Source organism: Pseudomonas sp. B35(2017), from assembly GCF_002113645.1.
Lineage (GTDB): Bacteria > Pseudomonadota > Gammaproteobacteria > Pseudomonadales > Pseudomonadaceae > Aquipseudomonas > Aquipseudomonas ekonensis.
The window spans coordinates 88,220-109,716 of the sequence record NZ_NEIZ01000011.1; the positions used below are offsets into that span (position 1 = coordinate 88,220).

Annotated in this window: 20 protein-coding genes and 1 tRNA gene; 11 read left to right on the forward strand and 10 right to left on the reverse strand. The window is 62.8% G+C overall.

Going from position 1 to position 21,497, the window contains the following annotated elements; genetic code table 11:
- Window positions 1-147 precede the first annotated feature (147 nt).
- Both map and CAG41_RS18550 read right to left on the reverse strand, forming a co-directional pair.
- Window positions 148-945 (reverse strand): type I methionyl aminopeptidase, encoded by a 798-nt coding sequence (gene map / locus CAG41_RS18545; protein WP_085586823.1) that lies wholly within the window; start codon window positions 943-945, stop codon window positions 148-150.
- Window positions 942-1,202: a ParD-like family protein gene (locus CAG41_RS18550; protein ID WP_085586839.1), complete on the reverse strand. Its 261-nt coding sequence runs from the start codon at window positions 1,200-1,202 to the stop codon at window positions 942-944. The genes map and CAG41_RS18550 overlap by 4 nt, the downstream gene beginning before the upstream one ends.
- A gap of 203 nt (window positions 1,203-1,405) precedes the next feature.
- Here CAG41_RS18550 and CAG41_RS18555 point away from each other — a divergent pair, with 203 nt between their 5' ends.
- From CAG41_RS18555 to CAG41_RS18570, 4 genes are all read left to right on the forward strand, one after another.
- Complete coding sequence (locus tag CAG41_RS18555) at window positions 1,406-2,782, forward strand: pyridoxal-phosphate dependent enzyme (RefSeq protein ID WP_085586824.1); 1,377 nt, start codon at window positions 1,406-1,408, stop codon at window positions 2,780-2,782.
- Complete coding sequence (locus tag CAG41_RS18560; RefSeq protein WP_085707300.1) at window positions 2,779-3,957, forward strand: cystathionine gamma-synthase; 1,179 nt, start codon at window positions 2,779-2,781, stop codon at window positions 3,955-3,957. Before CAG41_RS18555 ends, CAG41_RS18560 begins: the two co-directional genes overlap by 4 nt.
- Before the next feature lie 546 nt (window positions 3,958-4,503).
- Window positions 4,504-5,190 (forward strand): phage infection protein, encoded by a 687-nt coding sequence (locus CAG41_RS28740; RefSeq protein ID WP_178081844.1) that lies wholly within the window; start codon window positions 4,504-4,506, stop codon window positions 5,188-5,190.
- A 192-nt stretch (window positions 5,191-5,382) separates the two neighbouring features.
- A complete protein-coding gene (locus CAG41_RS18570; protein ID WP_085586826.1) occupies window positions 5,383-5,697 on the forward strand; it encodes a hypothetical protein in 315 nt (104 codons plus the stop codon).
- A gap of 12 nt (window positions 5,698-5,709) precedes the next feature.
- Here the strand turns inward: CAG41_RS18570 and CAG41_RS18575 are convergent, their stop codons facing one another.
- Entirely contained in the window at window positions 5,710-7,350 is a 1,641-nt protein-coding gene (locus tag CAG41_RS18575) for a hybrid sensor histidine kinase/response regulator (protein ID WP_085707301.1), read from the reverse strand.
- A gap of 112 nt (window positions 7,351-7,462) precedes the next feature.
- Between CAG41_RS18575 and CAG41_RS18580 the strand changes: the two genes are divergently transcribed.
- Window positions 7,463-8,068 (forward strand): response regulator transcription factor, encoded by a 606-nt coding sequence (locus tag CAG41_RS18580; RefSeq protein ID WP_085586828.1) that lies wholly within the window; start codon window positions 7,463-7,465, stop codon window positions 8,066-8,068.
- Window positions 8,069-8,218: 150 nt separating this feature from the next.
- Window positions 8,219-8,293: transfer RNA gene (locus CAG41_RS18585), tRNA-Gln, on the forward strand.
- 41 nt (window positions 8,294-8,334) lie between these two features.
- On the opposite strand, the gene CAG41_RS18590 is transcribed toward CAG41_RS18585, so the two are convergent.
- On the reverse strand, window positions 8,335-9,333 hold the full coding sequence (locus CAG41_RS18590) for a bile acid:sodium symporter family protein (protein WP_085707302.1): 999 nt from the start codon (window positions 9,331-9,333) through the stop codon (window positions 8,335-8,337).
- 83 nt (window positions 9,334-9,416) lie between these two features.
- Between CAG41_RS18590 and CAG41_RS18595 the strand changes: the two genes are divergently transcribed.
- Both CAG41_RS18595 and CAG41_RS18600 read left to right on the forward strand, forming a co-directional pair.
- Window positions 9,417-10,205, forward strand: coding sequence for a helix-turn-helix domain-containing protein (locus tag CAG41_RS18595; protein WP_085586830.1), 789 nt, complete (start codon window positions 9,417-9,419; stop codon window positions 10,203-10,205).
- A 138-nt stretch (window positions 10,206-10,343) separates the two neighbouring features.
- Complete coding sequence (locus CAG41_RS18600) at window positions 10,344-12,056, forward strand: amidase (RefSeq protein WP_085707303.1); 1,713 nt, start codon at window positions 10,344-10,346, stop codon at window positions 12,054-12,056.
- 34 nt (window positions 12,057-12,090) lie between these two features.
- On the opposite strand, the gene CAG41_RS18605 is transcribed toward CAG41_RS18600, so the two are convergent.
- Entirely contained in the window at window positions 12,091-13,074 is a 984-nt protein-coding gene (locus CAG41_RS18605) for a Dyp-type peroxidase (protein WP_371917482.1), read from the reverse strand.
- A gap of 130 nt (window positions 13,075-13,204) precedes the next feature.
- On the opposite strand from CAG41_RS18605, the gene CAG41_RS18610 reads away from it, so the two are divergent.
- The gene (locus CAG41_RS18610) at window positions 13,205-14,182 is read left to right on the forward strand and encodes a TerC family protein (RefSeq protein WP_085633330.1); all 978 of its coding nucleotides are present in this window, start codon (window positions 13,205-13,207) and stop codon (window positions 14,180-14,182) included.
- Window positions 14,183-14,233: 51 nt separating this feature from the next.
- On the opposite strand, the gene CAG41_RS18615 is transcribed toward CAG41_RS18610, so the two are convergent.
- Both CAG41_RS18615 and CAG41_RS18620 read right to left on the reverse strand, forming a co-directional pair.
- Complete coding sequence (locus CAG41_RS18615; RefSeq protein WP_085586833.1) at window positions 14,234-15,334, reverse strand: polyamine ABC transporter substrate-binding protein; 1,101 nt, start codon at window positions 15,332-15,334, stop codon at window positions 14,234-14,236.
- A gap of 260 nt (window positions 15,335-15,594) precedes the next feature.
- Window positions 15,595-17,001, reverse strand: coding sequence for a cytosine permease (locus CAG41_RS18620; protein ID WP_085633328.1), 1,407 nt, complete (start codon window positions 16,999-17,001; stop codon window positions 15,595-15,597).
- Window positions 17,002-17,324: 323 nt separating this feature from the next.
- On the opposite strand from CAG41_RS18620, the gene CAG41_RS18625 reads away from it, so the two are divergent.
- Both CAG41_RS18625 and CAG41_RS18630 read left to right on the forward strand, forming a co-directional pair.
- The gene (locus CAG41_RS18625) at window positions 17,325-17,810 is read left to right on the forward strand and encodes a flavin reductase family protein (protein WP_085707304.1); all 486 of its coding nucleotides are present in this window, start codon (window positions 17,325-17,327) and stop codon (window positions 17,808-17,810) included.
- Between the two features lie 68 nt (window positions 17,811-17,878).
- Entirely contained in the window at window positions 17,879-18,922 is a 1,044-nt protein-coding gene (locus tag CAG41_RS18630) for an LLM class flavin-dependent oxidoreductase (protein ID WP_085707305.1), read from the forward strand.
- 164 nt (window positions 18,923-19,086) lie between these two features.
- On the opposite strand, the gene CAG41_RS18635 is transcribed toward CAG41_RS18630, so the two are convergent.
- The 3 genes from CAG41_RS18635 to CAG41_RS18655 form a co-directional block, all read right to left on the reverse strand.
- Window positions 19,087-19,500, reverse strand: coding sequence for a hypothetical protein (locus CAG41_RS18635; protein WP_085707325.1), 414 nt, complete (start codon window positions 19,498-19,500; stop codon window positions 19,087-19,089).
- Window positions 19,501-19,650: 150 nt separating this feature from the next.
- Window positions 19,651-20,154, reverse strand: coding sequence for a hypothetical protein (locus CAG41_RS18640; protein WP_085707306.1), 504 nt, complete (start codon window positions 20,152-20,154; stop codon window positions 19,651-19,653).
- Window positions 20,155-20,835: 681 nt separating this feature from the next.
- On the reverse strand, window positions 20,836-21,390 hold the full coding sequence (locus CAG41_RS18655) for a hypothetical protein (RefSeq protein ID WP_085656755.1): 555 nt from the start codon (window positions 21,388-21,390) through the stop codon (window positions 20,836-20,838).
- Window positions 21,391-21,497 lie beyond the last annotated feature (107 nt).

Consider the following 21,497-nt stretch of genomic DNA (forward strand, 5'->3'; position numbering starts at 1 on the left):
CTCGACTTGCCAGCGATGAGGCCGGCACTGCCGATATCCATTGCCTGGCCCGCCGCCATCGCGGGCAAGCCCGCTCCCACAGGGATCGCGGCGTCTAGGAAATGTCACCTTCGGGCCGGCATCGCGTCGGGCGGTGCCGGCCCGTTTTTACGACCGAAGGATCGGCGCAAACCCTGCGATCTCGTCCGGCCACGCCGTCAGCACTTCGAAGCCGTCCTCGGTCACCGCCACCATGTGCTCCCACTGCGCCGAGAGCGACTGGTCCTTGGTCACCACGGTCCAGCCGTCGGCCAGGCTTTTCACATGGCGCTTACCGGCGTTGAGCATCGGTTCGACGGTGAAGATCATCCCCGCCTTCAGCTTCAGGCCCTGGTTCGGATGCCCGTAGTGCAGCACCTGCGGCTCATCGTGATAGACCTTGCCGATGCCGTGCCCGCAGTACTCGCGCACTACGCTGAAGCCTTCCCGCTCCGCCAGGCTCTGGATCGCGAAGCCAATGTCGCCCAGAGTCGCGCCCGGGCGCACGGCGCGGATGCCGGCGCACATGGCGTCGTAGGTGGTCTTGATCAGATGCCGGGCCTCGGGCGTCGGCTCGCCGACCACGTACATGCGGCTGGTGTCACCGAACCAGCCGTCCTTGATCACCGCGATGTCGAGGTTGACGATGTCGCCGTCCTTCAGCTTGCGGCCCGACGGAATGCCGTGGCACACGACCTCGTTGACCGACGCGCACACCGTCTTCGGGAAACCGTGATAACCGACGTTGGCGGGAATCGCCTTCTGCACGTTGACGATATAGTCGTTGCACAGACGGTCGAGGTCGTCGGTGGAGACCCCGGCCTTGACGTGGGGCACCAGCATGGCCAGCACTTCGGCGGCCAAACGGCCCGCCTCCCGCGATTGGGCGATGTCGGCGGCGGTGTTGATCTTGATCGGGTTTCTCATGCTTCGGTCCTCTGCGCAGACGAGACCGCAGACGAGGCATCCGCCAACGTGCACAGACGCTGCAGATCGAGACCGCCCGCCTGCTCGGCGCGGATCAGCAAGCGGCAGATGGCGCTGTGATCCAGGTTGGGGTGCAGCTCGGCAAGCATGCCGATGCGCATCCAGTGCTCGGCCTGTGCGTTGATCGAACGGCTGAGTGCGCTGCTGGAGATGCGCAGGTTCTCGTGCATGTCCTCGGAGATTTTTACGATGCCCACGGCAATACCTGATATGAAATGCATATGGAACGTATATTAGCGGCGTTCGAACGAAAACCGCAATCGGACCTTGCCGCACCCACGCCCCAAACCATTGGCCCAACCAGCGAAAGGTTGCGGCGCAGACCATCCGGGCCTATGTTGCATGCGAGCTTGTTCCCCGCGAATGGATCGCGATCAATCACCACAAACGAGGTGAAGAGATGTCAAAGGATTCACGCCCTGCAGTGCTTGGGCTGATAGGCAACACACCGCTGGTTCGTGTCACCCGCTTCGACACCGGGCCGTGCACGCTGTTTCTCAAACTCGAATCGCAGAACCCCGGCGGATCGATCAAGGACCGCATCGGTCTGGCCATGATCGACGCCGCCGAACGCGACGGCCGCCTCCAGCCCGGCGGCACCATCGTTGAGGCCACCGCCGGCAACACCGGCCTGGGCCTGGCCCTGGTGGGCCGCGCCAAAGGCTACCGGGTGGTGCTGGTGGTGCCGGACAAGATGTCCACCGAAAAGGTCCTGCACCTCAAGGCCATGGGCGCCGAAGTGCACATCACCCGCTCCGACGTCGGCAAGGGCCACCCCGAGTACTACCAGGACGTCGCCGCACGCCTGGCCAAGGACATTCCCGGCGCCTTCTTCGCCGACCAGTTCAACAACCCCGCCAACCCGCTGGCCCACGAATGCAGCACCGCCCCGGAAATCTGGGCGCAGACCGAACATGACCTGGACGCCATCGTCGTCGGCGTCGGCTCCGCCGGCACGCTCACCGGCCTGACCCGGTTCTTCCAGCGCGTGCAGCCGGACCTTGAAATGGTGCTGGCCGACCCGGTCGGCTCGGTGATGGCCGAGTACAGCCGCAGCGGCCACCTCGGCACCGCCGGTTCCTGGGCGGTGGAAGGCATCGGCGAGGACTTCATCCCGTCGATCTCCGACCTCTCCAGCGTGCGCCACGCCTATTCCATCAGCGACGAAGAAAGCTTTGACCACGCCCGCCAACTGCTGCGGGTCGAAGGCATTCTCGGCGGTTCCTCCACCGGCACCCTGTTCGCCGCCGCGCTGCGCTACTGCCGCGAGCAGACCGAACCGAAACGGGTGGTCAGCTTCGTCTGCGACACCGGCACCCGCTACCTGTCCAAGGTCTACAACGATCAGTGGATGAACGACCAGGGCCTGCTGGCGCGCAAGCGCTACGGCGACCTGCGCGACCTGGTGGCCCGACGCTTCGAGGACGGCCGGGTGATCAGCGTCGGCCCGGAAGACACCCTGCTCACGGCCTTCCAGCGCATGCGCCTGGCCGATGTGTCGCAGCTGCCCGTCCTGGTCGAAGGCCGCCAGCTGGTCGGTGTGATCGACGAATCCGACATCCTGCTCGGCGTCCATGAGGACGCTGCGCATTTTCGCAAGACCGTCGCCAGCGCGATGACCGACAAGCTGCAGACCCTGGCGCCGAACGCCGACCTGGCCGAGCTGGAGAAGGTCCTCAACCGCGGCCTGGTGGCGATCATCGCCGACGCCTCGGGCTTCCATGGCCTGATCACCCGCGTCGACATGCTCAACCAACTACGGAGATCCCTGGCATGAGCCAGCACGATGAAAACGCCCCGCCACGGGGCTTCGCCACCCGCGTGATCCACGCCGGGCAAACGCCGGACCCGACCACCGGGGCGCTGATGCCGCCGATCTACGCCAACTCCACCTACCTGCAGGACAGCCCCGGTGTGCACAAGGGCTTCGACTACGGCCGCTCGCACAATCCGACCCGGTTCGCCCTGGAGCGCTGCGTGGCGGACCTGGAGGGCGGCACCCGGGCGTTCGCCTTCGCCTCGGGCCTGGCGACCATTTCCACGGTGCTCGAACTGCTTGAGGCCGGCTCGCACGTCGTGTCGGGCAACGACCTGTACGGCGGCACGTTCCGCCTGTTCGACAAGGTGCGCCAGCACAGCGCCGGACACCGTTTCACCTATGTCGACCTGAGCGACCTGTCGGCCTTCGAAGCGGCGCTGCAGGACGACACCCGCATGGTCATCGTCGAGACCCCGACCAACCCGTTGCTGGGTCTGGTCGACCTCGCGGCCATCGCCCGCACCTGCCGGGCGCGGGGCATCCTGTGCGTGGCCGACAACACGTTCGCCAGCCCGTACATCCAGCGTCCGCTGGAGCTGGGCTTCGACATCGTGCTGCACTCGACCACCAAGTACCTCAACGGTCACTCCGACGTGATCGGCGGCATCGCCGTGGTCGGGCAGAACGCGGAACTCGCCGAACGCCTGGGCTTCCTGCAGAACGCGGTCGGCGCGATCACCGGGCCGTTCGACGCGTTCCTCACCCTGCGCGGCGTGAAGACCCTGGCGCTGCGCATGGAGCGCCATTGCAGCAACGCCCTGGAACTGGCGCAGTGGCTGGAGCGCCAGCCGCAGGTCAAGCGCGTCTATTACCCGGGCCTGCCGTCGCACCCGCAGCATGAACTGGCGAAACGGCAGATGCGCGGTTTCGGCGGGATGATCTCCCTGGACGTGAACAGCGACCTGGCCGGCGCCCGACGCTTCCTGGAGAACGTGAAGATCTTCGCCCTGGCCGAAAGCCTCGGCGGCGTGGAAAGCCTGATCGAGCACCCGGCGATCATGACCCACGCCACCATCCCGGCAGAGACCCGCGCGCGGCTGGGCATCGGCGACACGCTGGTGCGCCTGTCCGTGGGCGTGGAAGATGTCGAGGACCTGCGCGCCGACCTGGCGCAGGCGTTGGCGAAGATATAGGCCCAGAAACGTCAAAGCCCGCGCAAGGCGGGCTTTGGTGTTCGAGTAGGCGGCCAGTGCTGGTCTCTGGCTTACGAGGTTTATCAGGACTCCCACAGTACAGGCAATGTGCTCTGCTGCTTCACACGGCATAAGGGCTGGATCCCAGCGCGGGGATCTTTCTAACCGTGTACCCTTCGGAACGCGCCCAACGCTTCCTCGCTATCCGCTTGCGCATCAGTCTGCGTGTTCGCCTACACCTATGAGCCTAGCAAAGGCTTTGAAATCCGAAACGCCCTTTTTAGACCGATTTCCTTCTAGCGCCCGCCCGCAAGGACGTTAACCGACTATCGCCCCGGGCCGAGCGGCCTCCGTCGCCGACGATTGGCCGACTATACTTTTCAGTTCGCTAACGAAGTTTCATGCAGTACGTCGACACCCGTGCACCTGGCGGTGCGCCCGTGCCAATCGCCAATCTGGTTAACCCCGGGCCAACGAGCCCTGCCGCCGGTGCAGCCGACGGACGCCGCTCGGACGCGTTGTGGCTGATGGGTCGTGGAGAAGATCATGAAACACAAGCTTTTGACAGGCGTCGTTCTTGCGGTGGCCGCAACGGTGGTGGTGCCGGTGGCCTGGGCGGCGCAGCCGCAGGCGTTGGCGTCCGATGGCTCGGATCATGTCGGTGCGGGTGCCGTTGCCTCTGACGGTTCTGACCATGTCGGCGCGGGCGCTGTGGCTTCCGACGGCTCCGACCATGTCGGCGCAGGCGCTGTGGCTTCCGACGGCTCCGATCATGTAGGCGCGGGCGCTGTGGCCTCCGACGGTTCCGACCACGTCGGCGCGGACGCTGTGGCTTCCGACGGCTCCGATCATGTAGGCGCGGGCGCTGTGGCCTCCGACGGTTCCGATCATGTCGGCGCAGGCGCTGTAGCTTCCGATGGCTCTGACCACGTCGGCGCAGGCGCCGTGGCTTCCGATGGCTCTGACCACGTCGGCGCGGGCGCCGTGGCTTCCGACGGTTCCGATCATGTCGGCGCGGGCGCTGTGGCTTCCGATGGCTCTGACCACGTCGGCGCGGGCGCTGTGGCCTCCGACGGTTCCGATCATGTCGGCGCAGGCGCCCTGGCCGCCGATGGCGCGGACAAGGTCGGCGCCAACCGGCTGGCCTACTCCCGCGTCGGCGTCGGCTCCGACCGGGTCGCCTCGGCGCTCATGACCGGCAGCTATTCCGACCAGTTCAACAGCCCTCAATAACCGGCCCAGCCAGGTAAAACGGGCGGTCCCATCCGACCGCCCGTTTCGTCCCCGCTAGCACATTTGTGCTAATGACCGCTGCGTCGCCCGGCGCTATAGTCCCCGCAACCCCCGACGCTTCCCCACACGGTCCTTGCACCGTGCACGGCACCGTCGCGCCCGGAAAAAGAACAACACCAAGGAAGACACACCATGAAACTGCACTCACGCCTCTGCAAACTCGCCGTCATCGGCGCCCTGCTGGCCGGCGCCGCCGGTTGCCAGACCGCCAAACCCACCGAAGACAGCATGAAGGAACGGGCCCAGACCGTGATCGGCCAGCCCGTCACCAAGATCGCCAACGTGCGCAGCGACAGCACCCTCACCTACTACACGGCCTACACCGCCGGCGGCGAGTACAACTGCGAGCTGCCCAGCGGCGCGATCGTCGCCGTGGCCAGCATGGGGATCATGTCGCCGCCGCTGACCTGCCTGCCCAAAGGCGCCTCGCCGATCCCGTACCGGTAACCGGATCCGCCCTCACGCCAGGCTGTCGCTGCCGGCGCCCACCGGCTCGTCCCGCCGCTCGCGCAGCGCACGCAAGGTCGCGCGCAGCTCGGCCGGACGCACCGGTTTTGACAGGATGGCGATCCGACGGTCATGCAGCGCCGCCTGGATTTTCTCGATGTCATGCCCGGTGATGATCATCGCCGGCACCGCCTGACCGCGCTGCCGGCGAATGTCGTCGATGCACTCGATGCCGGTGCCGTGGGCTCCCAGGTCGTAGTCGGCGACGATGATGTCGCAGTCCGTCACCAGCCCCTGCCCCGTCGTCTCGGCCTGCACCACGCACCCCCAACGCTCCAGCAACGCCGACGTGGCCAGCAGCACGTTGCGGTCATCCTCCACCAGACACACTTTCAGCCCGGTCAGCATGCCCGCCTGACGCGCCTCATCGCGCACCGCCGGCAACGCAGACGCCGTCGCCAACGGCAATCCGAACAGGGTCACCGCCGTGCCATGCCCGAGCCGCGAGCGCAGCGTCACCCCGACACCGATCAGTTGCCCCAACCGTTTGACGATCGACAGCCCCAGCCCCACGCCCTCCACATCCTTGTCCCGTAACTGGCGAACCCGGTAGAACTCCTCGAAGACCTTCGGCAGATGTTCCTCGGCGATGCCGTTGCCGCGGTCGTACACGACGATGGCCAGCCCGCCGGCACGCTTGCGCACGCCGATCAGCACCGGCCGGTGCGCACCGTACTTGAAGCAGTTGGACAGGACGTTCTGCACCATGGTCGCCAGCAGCGCCGGGTCGGTGCGCACCCAGTGCCGGCACGGACGCAGGCGCAGTTCCACGCCGGCCCAGCGTGCGGCTTCGGCGTTCTGGCGGATCAGGTCGGCCAGCCATTCGCCCAGTTCGAACGTCTGGAGCTTGGGCTGGATCCGCCCGTTGTCGAGGGTGTAGAGGTCGAGGATCGAACGGAACAGCTGCGAGACGTTGAGCAGCGAACGGTCGATGTTGTCCACCAGCCGGCGCTCTTCGTCACCCAGGCGGGACTCGCGCAGGCACGCGGTGAACAGGCCGATGGAGTGGATCGGCTGGCGCAGGTCGTGGCTGGCCTGGGCCAGGAACCGCGACTTCTCCAGATTGGCCGCGACCGCCTCTTCCGACGCCTTGCGCGTGCGTTCCAGCAGCAGGTGCGCATAGAACGGAATCACCGTGCTGGTGATCATCAGCATCAGCACCATGAACGGCTGCGCCTGCCACACCGGCGTCAGGCTGTACACCACGACCAGCGCCGCCAACGCCAGCGCCGTGGCAATCGCCAGGTAACGCGAACCGTAGCGCATGCCGTTGCCCAGGTTGACCCAGACCATCACCGCATACAGCGGCAACGCGGTGGCGCCCCCCATCACCAGCCCGAACGAGGTGCCGGTGTAGTCGTTGACCATGCCGAAGATCCGCCGCGCCGGATAATGCCCGGGCCAACGCACAATGGCCTGGCGCAGCACCGCCGACGCCAGCAGGAACACGCTGATGTAGGCGATGATCGGCAGGTAGGTGTCCACCCGCTGCCCCGGCAGAAAGCCCAGCACGCTGATGTAGGCCAGGGCCACGCTCGCCAGAATGATGCGCAGGTTGGCCTGGTCGAGCTCGGTGTTCTTTTCGAACTTCATGGGAACGTCCTTGTGCGGCAGTCGTCAGATCCAGCACGAACCAACAGGCAACGCCTTTGCCCGGTGCTAAGGTGCAAGCCAACGGAACGCCAGACCCAGGGAGGGTGCAGCCATGGCTTGCCGAATCATCATAGCCGACGATCACCCGCTGTTTCGCGAAGCGCTGCTGCGCACCGTCCAGCGCCTGTTGCCCGAGGCCGCCGTCGACGAGGCCGGCGATTTCGAGGCCGTGCAGCGCTTGCTCCGGTCAGGCGACGAGCCGGACACACTGATCCTCGACCTGCGCTTTCCCGGCCTGACCAGCCTCGACCAATTGGCGCAACTGCGCCTGCAATGGCCGCGCACCACATTGATCGTGGTGTCGATGGTGGACGACGAAACGCTGATCGGCGAAGTGATGGCCGCCGGGATCGACGGGTTCATCGGCAAGAACATCGCCCCGGACGAGATCGGCCAGGCGATCCTGGCCATCCGCGAGGGTGAAGTGCTGGTCAGGTTTGCGCCTTCGGGCCTGTTGCCGCTGGAATCCGGCACGGCGTTGACCGCCCGTCAGCAGGAAGTGCTGCGGCTGATCGCCCAAGGCAAGACGAACAAGGAAATCGCCCGTGAACTCGATATATCTCCGTTTACCGTGCGCATTCATGTGTCTTCGTTGCTGCGCACGCTGAACGTCCCCTCCCGTGCCGCTGCGGCGGTGAAATACTCGGGGACGCTGTAGGAAAAGCGGCGAAATGAGCCGTCACGGGCGGCGCAAAAAAGATAACAGGCTGTTTTCCAAGAAAATTATTTCGTTCGGGGCTTCCCAGACGGAAAAAATGTTGTTAAATTTCGCGCACTTTCCGGGAAGCCAGACAGGCCAACCGAATACAGGGGCGTCGCCAAGCGGTAAGGCAGCAGGTTTTGATCCTGCCATGCGTTGGTTCGAATCCAGCCGCCCCTGCCATTTTCTTCCTCGTTTCACCCTCCCTTGCTTAGCCAACTCCCTTATGGATCCACCTGAGCCATCAGTTCAGGAATCGACTCCGGCCGTTTGGCATATCGCTGCGCCAGCACCGCACACACCATCAACTGAATCTGATGAAACAGCATCAGCGGCAGGATCAGCACGCCGATCGTGCTGCCGGCGAACAGCACCTGAGCCATCGGCACACCGGTTGCCAGGCTCTTCTTCGAACCGCAGAACAGAATGGTGATGCGGTCTTCCTGGCTGAAGCCGAACGCCTTGCCCAGCACCGTGGACGCCTGCAGCACCAGCGCCAGCAGGATGCAGCACACCACCACCAGCCCGAACAGGTCCAGCACCGGGATCTGATGCCAGATGCCTTCGTTCACCGCCTCGCTGAAGGCGCCGTAGACCACCAGCAGGATCGAACCCTGATCGACGAACTTGAGCCAATGCTTGTTGCGCCCGACCCAGGCGCCGATCCAGCGCCGGGCGATCTGTCCGGCGATGAACGGCAACAGCAGCTGCACGCTGATCTTCACGATGGCATCGAGGGTCGAACCGCCGTCACCATGGACGTTCAACAGTAGCGTCACCAAAAGCGGCGTCAGGAAGATCCCGAACAGGCTGGAGGCCGCCGCACTGCAGATCGCCGCCGGAATGTTGCCCCGGGCCAGCGAAGTGAACGCAATCGCCGATTGCACCGTGGCCGGCAGCGCGCACAGATAGAGCATGCCCATGTACAGGTTGTCGCCGATCAGCGGCGACAGCAGCGGCTTGAGCGCTAGGCCCAGCAGCGGGAACAGCACGAACGTCAGGCCGAACACCAGCAAATGCAGGCGCCAGTGGCCGGCGCCGGCGATGATCGACTCCCGCGAAAGCTTGGCGCCATGCAGAAAGAACAGCAGCGCGATGGCGATGTTGGTCAGCCAGCCGAAGCCGACCGCGACCTGGCCGCTGGCGGGCAGGAAACTGGCCAGCAGCACCACGCCGATCAGGGTCAGGGTGAAGTTGTCGGGTAACAAGCGTGGGCGGGTCATAAGCGGTCTTCCGGGGGTTGCCAGTACGTGAAGGCGACTCTAACGTGATCGGCAATGACCGACTAACGCCGAAGAGCCCACAGATGCCGCCTAAAGGACACGACAAAAGCGTCAGACGCAGCATTCCCGGACTGCCCAGCCTGCCGCGACCGCTCTACGGCCGCACCGAATCGCTGCCCAACCGCGCCCTCACCCGCCGCCACAGCCACCCGTGGGTGCAGTTGTCTTACGCGATCCAGGGCGTGCTGGAAGTGCAGACCGCCGCCGGGCGCTTCGTCGCCCCGCCGGAGCGGGCGGTGTGGATCCCGGCCGGCGTGCCGCATCGGGTGTTCAGTTCGCCGCACACGGAAATGCGCAGCCTGTACATCGATTGCAGCGTCGCAGGCCGGGCGGCGCAACGGTGTCATGTGCTGGCCGTGAACGACTTGCTGCGCGAGCTGATCCGCACCTTCAGCGGCGTGCCGGTGGAGTACGACCTGGACGGCCCCCACGGCCGGCTCGCTCAGGTGATCCTCGACCAGTTGGCCGAAGCCCCGCAAATCGACCTGATGCTGCCACTGCCCCAGGACAGCCGCTTGCAGCAGATCTACCGCAGCCTTGAGCAGCATCCCGATCAGTCGACCACGCTGCAGCACTGGAGCGACCGGTTCGGCGTCACCGAAAAGACCCTCAGCCGCCTGTTCCTGCGCGACACCGGCCTGACCTTCCGGGCCTGGCGCCAGCGCCTGCGCCTGCTCGGCGCCCTGACGCCGCTGGAACGGGGCGAACGGGTCACCGATGTGGCGCTGGCCTGCGGCTATGATTCAACTTCGGCCTTCATCGCCGCGTTCCGGCAACAGTTCGGAGAGACGCCCGGTGAATTTTTTCGATGATAAATGCCGATATTTATCGAATTTGAATACCCCATCCGCATCACTTCAGGGTAGAGTCTCGCTCATCAAGGATTCTTGACACCGTGCCACGATAACCATGACGAACAACCCATCTGAGAACCTGTCGGCGGTAACAGCATGATCGAAGTCACTGAAGTTTCCATTGCCCAATTGCGCGCAGCCCTGGAATCGGGCCAGACCACCGCGGTCGAGCTGGTGCAGGCTTATCTCGCGCGGATCGACGCCTACGACGGCCCGCAGACCGCCACCGCCCTCAACGCCGTGGTGGTGCGCAACCCTGAAGCCCTGAAGGAAGCAGAGGCCTCCGACGCCCGCCGCGCCGCCGGCAAGACCCTCGGCCCGCTGGACGGCATCCCCTACACCGCCAAGGACAGCTACCTGGTCAAGGGCCTGACCGCTGCGTCCGGCAGCCCGGCCTTCGCCGACCTGGTCGCCCACCGCGATGCGTTCACCATCGAACGCCTGCGCGCCGCCGGGGCGATCTGCCTGGGCAAGACCAACATGCCGCCGATGGCCAACGGTGGGATGCAGCGCGGGGTCTACGGCCGTGCCGAGAGCCCTTACAACGCCAAATACCTGACCGCCCCCTTCGCCTCCGGCTCGTCGAACGGCGCCGGCACCGCCACCGCCGCCAGCTACTCGGCGTTCGGCCTGGCCGAGGAAACCTGGTCGAGCGGCCGCGGTCCGGCCTCCAACAACGGCCTGTGCGCCTACACGCCGTCGCGCGGGGTGATTTCGGTGCGCGGCAACTGGCCGCTGACGCCGACCATGGACGTGGTCGTGCCCTACGCCCGCACCATGGCCGACCTGCTTGAAGTGCTCGACGTGGTGGTGGCCGAAGACACCGACACCCGCGGCGACCTGTGGCGTCTGCAGCCGTGGGTGCCGATCCCGAGCGTGGCGTCGGTGCGTCCGGCCTCCTACGCCGAACTGGCCGTCGGCACTGCGGCCCTGGCCGGCAAGCGCCTGGGCGTGCCGCGCATGTACATCAACGCCGACGCCGAGGCCGGCACCAGCGAAGCGCCCGGCATCGGCGGCCCGACCGGCCAACGCATCAACACCCGTCCTTCGGTGATCGACCTGTGGAACCAGGCGCGCAAGGCGCTGGAAGCCGCCGGCGCCGAGGTGATCGAGGTGGACTTCCCGCTGGTGTCCAATTGCGAAGGCGACCGCCCGGGCGCGCCGACCGTGTTCAACCGCGGGATCGTGTCCAAGGAGTTCATGCACGACGAGCTGTGGGATCTGTCGGCCTGGGCGTTCGATGATTTCCTGCGGGCCAACGGCGATCCGAAACTCAACCGCCTGGCGGACGTCGACGGGCCGAAGATCTTCCCGCACGATCCGGGCACCCTGCCCAACCGCGAAGGCGACCTCGCCGCCGGCATGGACGAATACGTGCGCATGGCCGAGCGCGGCATCAAGCCGTGGGACCAGATCCCGACCCTGCCCGACGGCCTGCGCGGCCTGGAGCAGACCCGCAAGCTCGACCTTGAAGACTGGATGGACCGCCTCGGCCTCGACGCCGTGCTGTTCCCGACCAACGCCGACGTCGGCCCGGCGGACGCGGACGTCAACCCGGCGTCGGCGGACATCGCCTGGAGCAACGGCATCTGGGTCGCCAACGGCAACCTCGCCATCCGTCACCTCGGCGTGCCGACCGTGACCGTGCCGATGGGCGTCATGGCGGACATCGGCATGCCGGTGGGCCTGACCTTCGCCGGCCGCGCCTACGACGACTCGACGCTGCTGCGCCTGGCGGCGGCGTTTGAGGCAACCGGCTCGAAACGTCTGGTGCCGCCGCGTACGCCAGCCCTGGCGACCGGCAAGTAAGAAAAAAGGCGGGATCATTCGATCCCGCCTTTTTTTATCGCTCCGCCAACGCCTCCAGCAGATCCGCCGAAGGCACAAAGAACAGACTGCCGGTGACCGCCGTGCTGAAGTCCAGCAACCGATCGTAGTTGCCGGGCGGCTTGCCGACGAACATGTTTTCCAGCATCAGCTCCAGCGGCTCCGGCGAGCGCGCGTAGCCGATGAAGTAAGTACCGAACTCCCCCGCGCCCGGCCGACCGAACGGCATGTTGTCGCGCAGGATCTTCACCTCTTCGCCATCCTGGGTGATTGTCGTCAGCGCGCTGTGGGAATTGCTCGGCTTGACCGAATCGTCCAGCTCGATATCGGACAGTTTGGTGCGGCCGATCACCCGCTCCTGGGCCTCGACCGACAACTCGTTCCACGCCTTCATGTTGTGCAGGTACTTCTGCACCAGCACATAACTGCCACCGCTGAACGCCTGATCTTCATCGCCCACGAGGGCGAAATGCTCGGCTTTGCGGCCGACCGGGTTTTCCGTGCCATCGACAAACCCGATGATGCTGCGCATATCGAAATAACGGAAACCCTGCACTTCGTCGGTCACCGTCACGGCGCCGTCCAGCGCGGACATCAACTGCGTCGCCAGCTCGAAACACAGATCCATCTGGTCGGCCCGAATGTGCAGCAGCAGGTCGCCCGGCGTGGAAACGGCACGCCGCCCTTCTACACCGAACTCACGAAAACCGTGCAAGGACGCCGGGCGCGGATCGCCGAACAAAAGATCCCAGGCGTTGGAGGAAAACCCGCAGACGCAAGACAGGTTGCCCGAGGGAACGCGCTTGCCGACCGAGCGCGTCAGCCCCGCGACGTCGGCGCACCAACCGCGAACGGTCTCGGCGGCCTCAGCCTCGGCGTTGAGGGTCGCCACGATGAATATGGCGGCGCTGGTGATCGGGCTGCAGACGGCTTGAGGATCTGGCGTGTCGATGATCTTGGCTCCCGGAGTGGTGGACTGACTCGACAGCGAGATTAGCAAAGAAGTGTTGTATTCCGACACTTCGCTATTTACGAACAATACCCACGAAATAAACGATTTTTCTTTGTCGGAAGGCTCCCACTAGCATGGCCCCGTCCACCCCGAAAAACATAAAGACAGGGAGAACGGCATGCAACCCATCAACATCGGCGAGCCCTGGATGTGGGGCGCCTTCATTGTCTTCGTCCTCGCCATGCTGGCCCTGGACCTGTTCGTGTTCGGCGGGCGCAAGGCCCATCGGGTGTCGGTGCGCGAAGCGTCAGGCTGGGTGATCGCCTGGTGCGCGCTGGCGCTGGCCTTCGCCGGGCTGCTCTGGTGGTACCTGAACGGCGAGTTCGGCCCTGAAATCGCCAAGGTCAAAACCCTGGAGTTCCTCACCGGTTACCTGATCGAGCAATCGCTGTCGATCGACAACATGTTCGTGTTCGTGATGATCTTCGGCTACTTCGCCGTGCCGCCGGAGCTGCAGCGTCGGGTGCTGCTGTACGGCGTGCTCGGGGCCATCGTGATGCGCGCGGCAATGATCTTCGCCGGCGTGTGGCTGGTGTCGCAGTTCGCCTGGCTCTTGTATGTGTTCGGCGCGTTCCTGATCGTCACCGGGATCAAGATGCTGATGTTCGCCGAGCACCAGCCGGACCTGGACAAGAACCCGCTGCTGCGCTGGGTGCGCGGGCATCTGCGCATCACCGACGGGTTTCACGGCGAGCGCTTTTTCGTGGTGCGGAACGGCGTGCGCTGGGCCACGCCGATGTTCCTGGTGCTGGTGCTGATCGAGGCCAGCGACCTGATGTTCGCGGTCGACAGCATCCCGGCGATCTTCGCCGTCACCACCGACCCGTTCATCGTGTTCACCTCGAACATCTTCGCGATCATGGGCCTGCGGGCGCTGTATTTCCTGCTGGCGGACATGGCCGACCGCTTCCATCTGCTCAAGTACGGTTTGGCGCTGGTGCTGGTGTTCATCGGCGGCAAGATGACGCTCATGCCGTGGTTCCACATGCCGGTGGAATGGTCGCTGGCGGTGGTGGGCGGGGTGATTCTGCTGTCGGTGGTCTTGAGCCTGATCGTCAGCCGGAGCAAGGCTGCCGCCGAGCCGGATGCCCGGTGATTTGCGTTGTGGTGAGGGCGTTTGCTCCCTCACCACACACACGCCCCGCTCTTACTTGTCGGACTTGATGCTCGTCCACACCCGCGTGCGCACCCGCTCCAGTTTCTGCGGCAGCGGCTGCACCACGTAGAGCTTCGCCAACGCCGCCGGGGTCGGCGTCAGGTTGGGGTTTTCGGTGATGTCCTTGTTGATCAGGGCCATCGAATCCTTGTTGGCGTTCGGGTAGCCGAGGAAATCGCTGATCGGCGCGATCACCTTGGGATCGAGCAGGTTGTTCAGGAACTCATGGGCCTCGGCCACGTTCTGCGCACTCTTCGGAATGGCGAACGTGTCGAACCAGATCGGCGCGCCCTCCTTCGGCAGGCGCCAGTCGACCACCACGCCGTTGCCCGCCTCCTTCGCCCGGTTGCCGAACTGATAGAAGCTGCCCGAGTAGCCGATGGCCACGCAGATGTCGCCGTTGGCGATGTCGGTCATGTACTTCGCCGAGTTGAAGTAGGTGACATACGGCCGAACCTTCAGCATCAGCGCCTTAGCCTTTTCGTAGTCGTCCGGGTTCTGGCTGTTCGGATCCAGCCCCAAGTAATGCAGGGCCAGCGGCAGGATCTCCGACGGCGAATCGAGCATCGCCACGCCGCAGGACTTGAGCTTCTCCATGTTCTCGGGCTTGAACACCAGGTCCCAACTGTCCACCGGCGCGTTCTCGCCCAGCGCGGCCTTGACCTTGGCCGGGTTGAAGCCGATCAGCACCGTGCCGTACATGTAGGGCACGCCGTACTGGTTGCCCGGGTCGTTGGCGTCCAGCAGCTTGAGCAGCGCCGGGTCCTGGTGTTGCCAGTTCGGCAATTTGGACTTATCGAGCTTCTGGAACACACCGGCCTTGATCTGGGTGTCGAGGAACTGGTTCGACGGCACCACCAGGTCGTAGCCGGAGTTGCCGGTCAGCAGTTTCGCCTCCAGGGATTCGTTGGTGTCGAAGGTGTCCCAGGTCACTTTGATCCCGCTGTTGGCAGCGAAATCCTTGGGCACGGACGGCAGGATGTAGTCCGCCCAGTTGTAGACCCGCAATTCGCGCTGTTCGGCCTGGACGGCGCTGGCCAGCAGCGTCAGCCCGCACACGGTGGCGCCCAGCATGCGTTTGATCGTGACCATGGTTGTTTCCCCTGAAGCGGCGTGAGTTCGATGGTTTTGTTGTTCTGTACACGGCAGCGGCTGATCGTCAGCCAAGGGCAAGGTGTTGCGGCATCCTGTTGTTCTTGTCGGTTGCGTCCGATTCTTGCCGACGGCGCTGGCCGGGCACAGTGGCCGGTTGGCCAAAAGGGGATCGAAACGGCCAATTTGAGTGACCGCCGCAGTGCGGAAACGACAATGCCCGGCGAAGGGCCGGGCATTGCGGGTGAGGCGCTTGCGGATCAGTCGGTGTAGCTGAACTGCGCAGCCCCACTGCGCTGCGGCTGGCTGCGGGTCGCCAGGCAGTAGTACAGCGGGCACGTCACGGCCAGGCCCACCAGCCACGACAGGTCCGCGCCCTCCACCAGATTGGCGTAGGGCCCGACGTACAGCGACGTGTTGGCGAACGGCAGCTGCACCAGGATGCCGATGAAGTAGGCGATGATCGCGTGCAGGTTGAAGCGCCCGTAGAGGCCGCCGTCGGCGCGGAAGATCGACGCGATGTCGTAGCGGCCGCGCTTGATCAGGTAGAAGTCGATCAGGTTGATCGACGCCCACGGCACCAGCACCAACAGCAGCGCGAGAATCAGGCCGATGAACTGGGAAATGAAGTCCGCCGACGCGCCCAGCGCCACCACACAGCAGCCCGCCAGCACCACGCTCGACAGCGCCACCCGCACCTTGACGCTCGGCGTCCATTGGCTGGCGAAGGTCTGGATCGAGGTGATGATCGACAGCACCGCGCCGTACAGATTCAAGGCGTTGTGGCTGATGATGTTGAGCAGGAACAGCACCATCAGGATCGGCCCCAGCCAACCGGTGGAGAGCTTGACCGCCGCCATCGCTTCGGTGCCTTCCGGCGCCGCCAGCACGGCCACCGCACCGAAGGCAAACGACAGGATCGTGCCCAGCGTCGCCCCCAGGTAGGTGGCGAAGAACGGCTTGGCGATGCCGATGTCCGCCGGCAGGTAACGCGAATAGTCGGACACGTACGGCGAGAAGCTGATCTGCCAGATGATCCCCAGCGACACCGTGGCCAGCCAGCCGGACAGGTTGAAGCTGCCGCGGGTGAAGAAGTCCGCCGGCAGGTCATGGGCGAAGATGTAGAGGAACCCGGCCAGCAGCGCGCTGCCCATCACCCACGTACCGATGCGGTTGAGGGTATGGATGAAGTTGTAGCCGATCACGCCGATGGCCGTGGCGCCGAGGGCCCCGATCAGGATGCTCAGCGGCGCCGGCACCGACGGCGCGATGCCGACGATGGACTTGCCGGCCAGCACGATGTTGGAAATGAAGAAACCGATGTAGATGACCGCCGCGAAGAACACGATCAGCAGCGCGCCATAACGGCCGAACTGGCCGCGGCTCTGCACCATCTGCGGAATGCCCATGCGCGGCCCCTGGGCCGACGCCAGGGCGATCACCAGGCCGCCGATCAGGTGCCCCAGCGCAATCGCCAGCAGCCCCCAGAACAGATCCAAGTGAAACACCTGAACCACCATGGCGCCGGTGACGATGGGCAGCGGCGCGATGTTGGTGCTGAACCACAGGGTGAACAGGTCGCGGGCCTTCCCGTGGCGTTCCGCGAGTGGGACGTAGTCGACCGTGTGATTCTCGATCAACGGATCTTGCCGGGACATCTGGGACATATGCATGAACTCGAGCTTGTCTGTTTTTATCTTTGTATGAAGCCAAACCAGGAGGGATTCGCCGCCCACCCTGAGCGAACACCATATTATGGTATTCCAACATTTACACAAGACTGATCCGCTGTTCGGCGCGCCATCTGATCCGCCATCCTCCCTGATCCCAAACCCCTGCGGCTACGGAAAAGCCCCGTAAACCCTGAGTTTCCGACGAAAGCGCCGCGTTTATCGTTTCATCAAAAAAGCGCTTGCAAACGATGTATTACGGTATACCATCAGACCCACAAACACATAAAAACCGCGTCACCCCATCCGAGGATCGTCCAATGATCGATGCCGCCCTCTACAAACAAGTCATGGGTTCGTTTCCGTCCGGCGTAACCGTCATCACCACCCTGGATGACGACGGCCAGATCGTCGGCCTGACCGCCAGCGCCTTCAGCTCGCTGTCGATGGATCCCGCCCTGGTGCTGTTCTGCCCCAACTACAGCTCCGACTCCTACCCTGTCCTGATCAAGAACAAACGCTTCGCCATCCACGTGCTGTCCGGCGGCCAGCAGAGCGAGGCCTACGCGTTCGCCCGCAAAGGCAAGGACAAGGCCCAGGGCATCGAATGGACGCTGAGCGAGCTGGGCAACCCGATCCTGGCCAACGCCACGGCTATCATCGAATGTGAGTTGTGGCGCGAATACGAGGGCGGCGACCACGCCATCATGGTCGGCGCGGTGAAGAACCTGATCGTGCCCGAGCAAGACGCAGGACCGCTGGTGTATTGCCACGGCAAGATGGGCGCCCTGCCCGTTTTCGCCTGACCCCAACCGGTTGCCGTTAAACAGGCCCGACAGCGACCGGCCAACAACAAGAGATCCGAGGTAGCGTCATGAAATTTTCCCTGTTCGTACACATGGAACGCTGGGACGAAAGCGTCAGCCACCGCCAACTGTTCGAAGACCTGACCGAACTGACCCTGATGGCGGAGGCCGGCGGTTTCAGCACCGTGTGGATCGGCGAACACCACGCCATGGAATACACCATCTCGCCGAGCCCGATGCCGCTGCTGGCGTACCTGGCGGCCAAGACCACCACCATCCACCTGGGCGCCGGCACCATCATCGCGCCGTTCTGGCACCCGCTGCGGGTGGCCGGCGAATGCGCCTTGCTTGACGTAATCAGCAACGGCCGGATGGAAGTCGGCCTGGCCCGCGGCGCTTATCAGGTGGAGTTCGACCGCATGGCCGGCGGCATGCCCGCATCGGCCGGCGGCCAGGCCCTGCGGGAAATGGTTCCGGTGGTGCGCGCCCTGTGGCAGGGCGACTACGCCCACAACGGCGACATCTGGAAATTCCCGACCTCCACCAGCGTGCCGAAGCCGGTGCAGAAGCCCAACCCGCCGATGTGGATCGCCGCCCGCGACCCGGACTCCCACAACTTCGCCGTGGCCAACGGCTGCAACGTGATGGTCACGCCACTGATGAAGGGGGACGAAGAAGTCGTCGACCTGAAGAACAAGTTCCAAACCGCCCTGGACAACAACCCCGGCGTGCCACGCCCGCAACTGATGGTGCTGCGCCACACCCACGTGCACACCGCTGACGATCCCGACGGCTGGAAAGTCGGCGCCAAGGCCATCTCACGCTTCTACCGCACGTTCGACGCGTGGTTCGGCAACAAGGAAGTCCCGGTCAACGGCTTCCTCGCCCCCAGCCCGGAAGAAAAATTCGCCGGCCGCCCGGAATTCGAACTGGAGAGCCTGCACAAGACCGCAATGATCGGCACGCCGGAAGAAATCATTCCGCGGATCAAGTACTACCAGGAACTGGGCGTGGACGAGTTCAGCTTCTGGTGCGACAACAGCCTGTCCCATGCGGAGAAGAAGAAGTCGCTGGAGCTGTTCATCAAACACGTGGTGCCGGCGTTTCGCTAACCACCCCGGCTATTGAACCCGACACATGAAAACGCCCCGACATCGTTCGGGGCGTTTGCGTTGGGGGCCTGAATCAGCGCCGCCGAAATCAATCGGCGCGCTGACCGGAATCGACCTCAAGACTGACCGGCTCAGGCAAAAGAAGCGCGCGGTCAACCGTTTGCCTATGGCAACTCGACCATCACAACTTGCGCGGAACCTTCAGGTAGCTCCAAAAGATATTTCCATCCTTCGAGCACTTTACGCCACTCCTGAAGAGTAAACCTGCCCTCAGGCTGACCCACCCAGTCATCGTTGACCAGAATATCGACTTGCACAGCGCTCGCATCAATGTTCAACAGAACATCATTGCCACCATCGCTGACGGACTCCTGCTCGCCTGTCTCTACCGACTCAATGGCAGTCAGCAATCGATCGCAATCCTTTCGGATCTGAGCGATCGCACCGAGAACACTGCAGACATAGAGCTCGTAGCGCGACGCCTCTTTATCCATTGAAACCACTTCAGCTACCGCATGGAATATCTGCCCGACTTCAGGATAGGTTCCGCCTGGCTGATGATAAAACTTGAGCTTCATGAACATCCTCGACAATCAAGGCTTATTAAGAACGTGGACACATCGATTAAATTGCTTCCCACTTCAAATAGATATGCCCCTTTCTCTACAGCCTCAACATTAATGAAAACGTCCCGACATTGTTCGGGGCGTTTGCGTTGGGATTCTGAATCAGTGGCGCTGTGATCCATCGACACCCGAACCGGAATCGGCCTCAAGACTGACCGGCTCCGGCAAAAAGAAACGTGCGGTCAGCCAGCACGTGGCCGTCGAGACAGCAAACAGCACGGCCAACTCCAAGGCATATTCCAGACCATCCCCCCGTGGGTCATCCCGGAAAACGGCGACCACAAACGGAACGACCCACAACGTGGCGACACAGGCCCCCACCAACGCAACCGTCGCACAGGCCCGCACCGTTCTCGTCACTTTCAGCCCCGCAATTGCCGAAGAGAACAGCAGAAACGGCACGATGAAAATCAACAACGCCAGCACGGGCGCGAGGAACGGCATCAACATCAACTCCGGCCCCACTTCGCCGATCAACCTCGGGTTCATGGCCAGATGGGCAACCGCCGCAACGGTCTTGACGATCCCGGCCATGAAGCCAGGGATCAACGGGCACAGAAGAAAGGCCAGGAATACCTTTAGGCGGGGGTAGTTCGAATGATGCAATGAGAGAGTTCCGTTTGCTCTGGTCAAGGTCGGCGATTCAGATTTTGGGTGGGTTAACGAACAAAGGGTACAAAAAGAACGGGAGCAGATCTATGCATCATGAAACTCTTTTGAACGTGACATTTTTGTTTCCCACCAAAAAGCTAAAGTTACAACAAGCTCGCCATCCCGTTCACCCACCACTATATTCTTTCCACCATAATCTCCAACTCATCCCACAATACGGAAAGCCCAGCACTCTCCATATAAGCTCCATAATCCAAAAAAGGTTTGATACCAATATCTTCTCGCGCAAACCAAACTGCATCGCACTCCGGACAAATAAAAACACAAACCCCGGTCGCTTTTATTTTTGCATGAGAAATGTAATCCTGCTGACACCTTGGGCAGATCATATAGCCTCGCTACAGAAAGTTTCTGGGTTTATCGGCTGCCCATTTTTCACTGAAATCCAATATCCATTTTCTAAACCAGGAACAAGGGTCGAACCTGAAATATAGGTGCTCCCAAGAGCGCTTGGATCAGTGCCTGGCGGATAATAAATGGTGCTCCCGGGAGTCCTACCTGGACGACCTATCCACCCCACTGGAATTACCGGCCCTTGAGGTGGATTAGTGAATGGTTGCAATTTTTTCGGTACCTTCGGCCCGGTACTCGCTACCGCTATCTCTTTTGGACCGACTAGCTAGAATATGAAGAAATCAGAGCCTTTGCGATTATACCTTCCGCGGTGCAACCGGATGCCAGCTTAGCCAACTCATCCATGGAGATAAAATTTGAGTTTAAATACTCGTAAAACCCCTCTTGAAGCTCTGATTTTTTCACAGCAAGAATGCCAAATTCCTCATATGCGCTTTCAAAGGCAACCCATTTGCACGCGCTATCGCATAGAACTATTGGATAACCAACCGTCCCATCAAAAAAACTTTCAAACTGTTTACTCAACCAACGAACATCTTTCTCTAAATCGCTTCCATCGAAGGAAAAACAAGAGTTACCTAATCGCTCACCTCCTGAAAACTTTATAAACACATCTGACTTAAAGCTGGAAACGCTATTCGATACCAATCCCGAAAAGATTTCAAAAAAGCAGAGCAATGGTCTCTCAAAAAACCAAAACAGAAATCCACCACCAACAAAAATATTCATCGGCAAGTCTTTATTAAAGTTTATGACACCTGACAGTCTATCAATAAAAGAATTCAAAGCTTTATCTTCAACTTTCAAAACAGCCACGACTACTCTCCTGAAAACCTGATTTTCACAGTTGGTTTTTCACCCACTCTACAGTCAACGACGCGGAAGATTGCCCTGTGAACGTTGAAGACTAATAAAGGGATAGA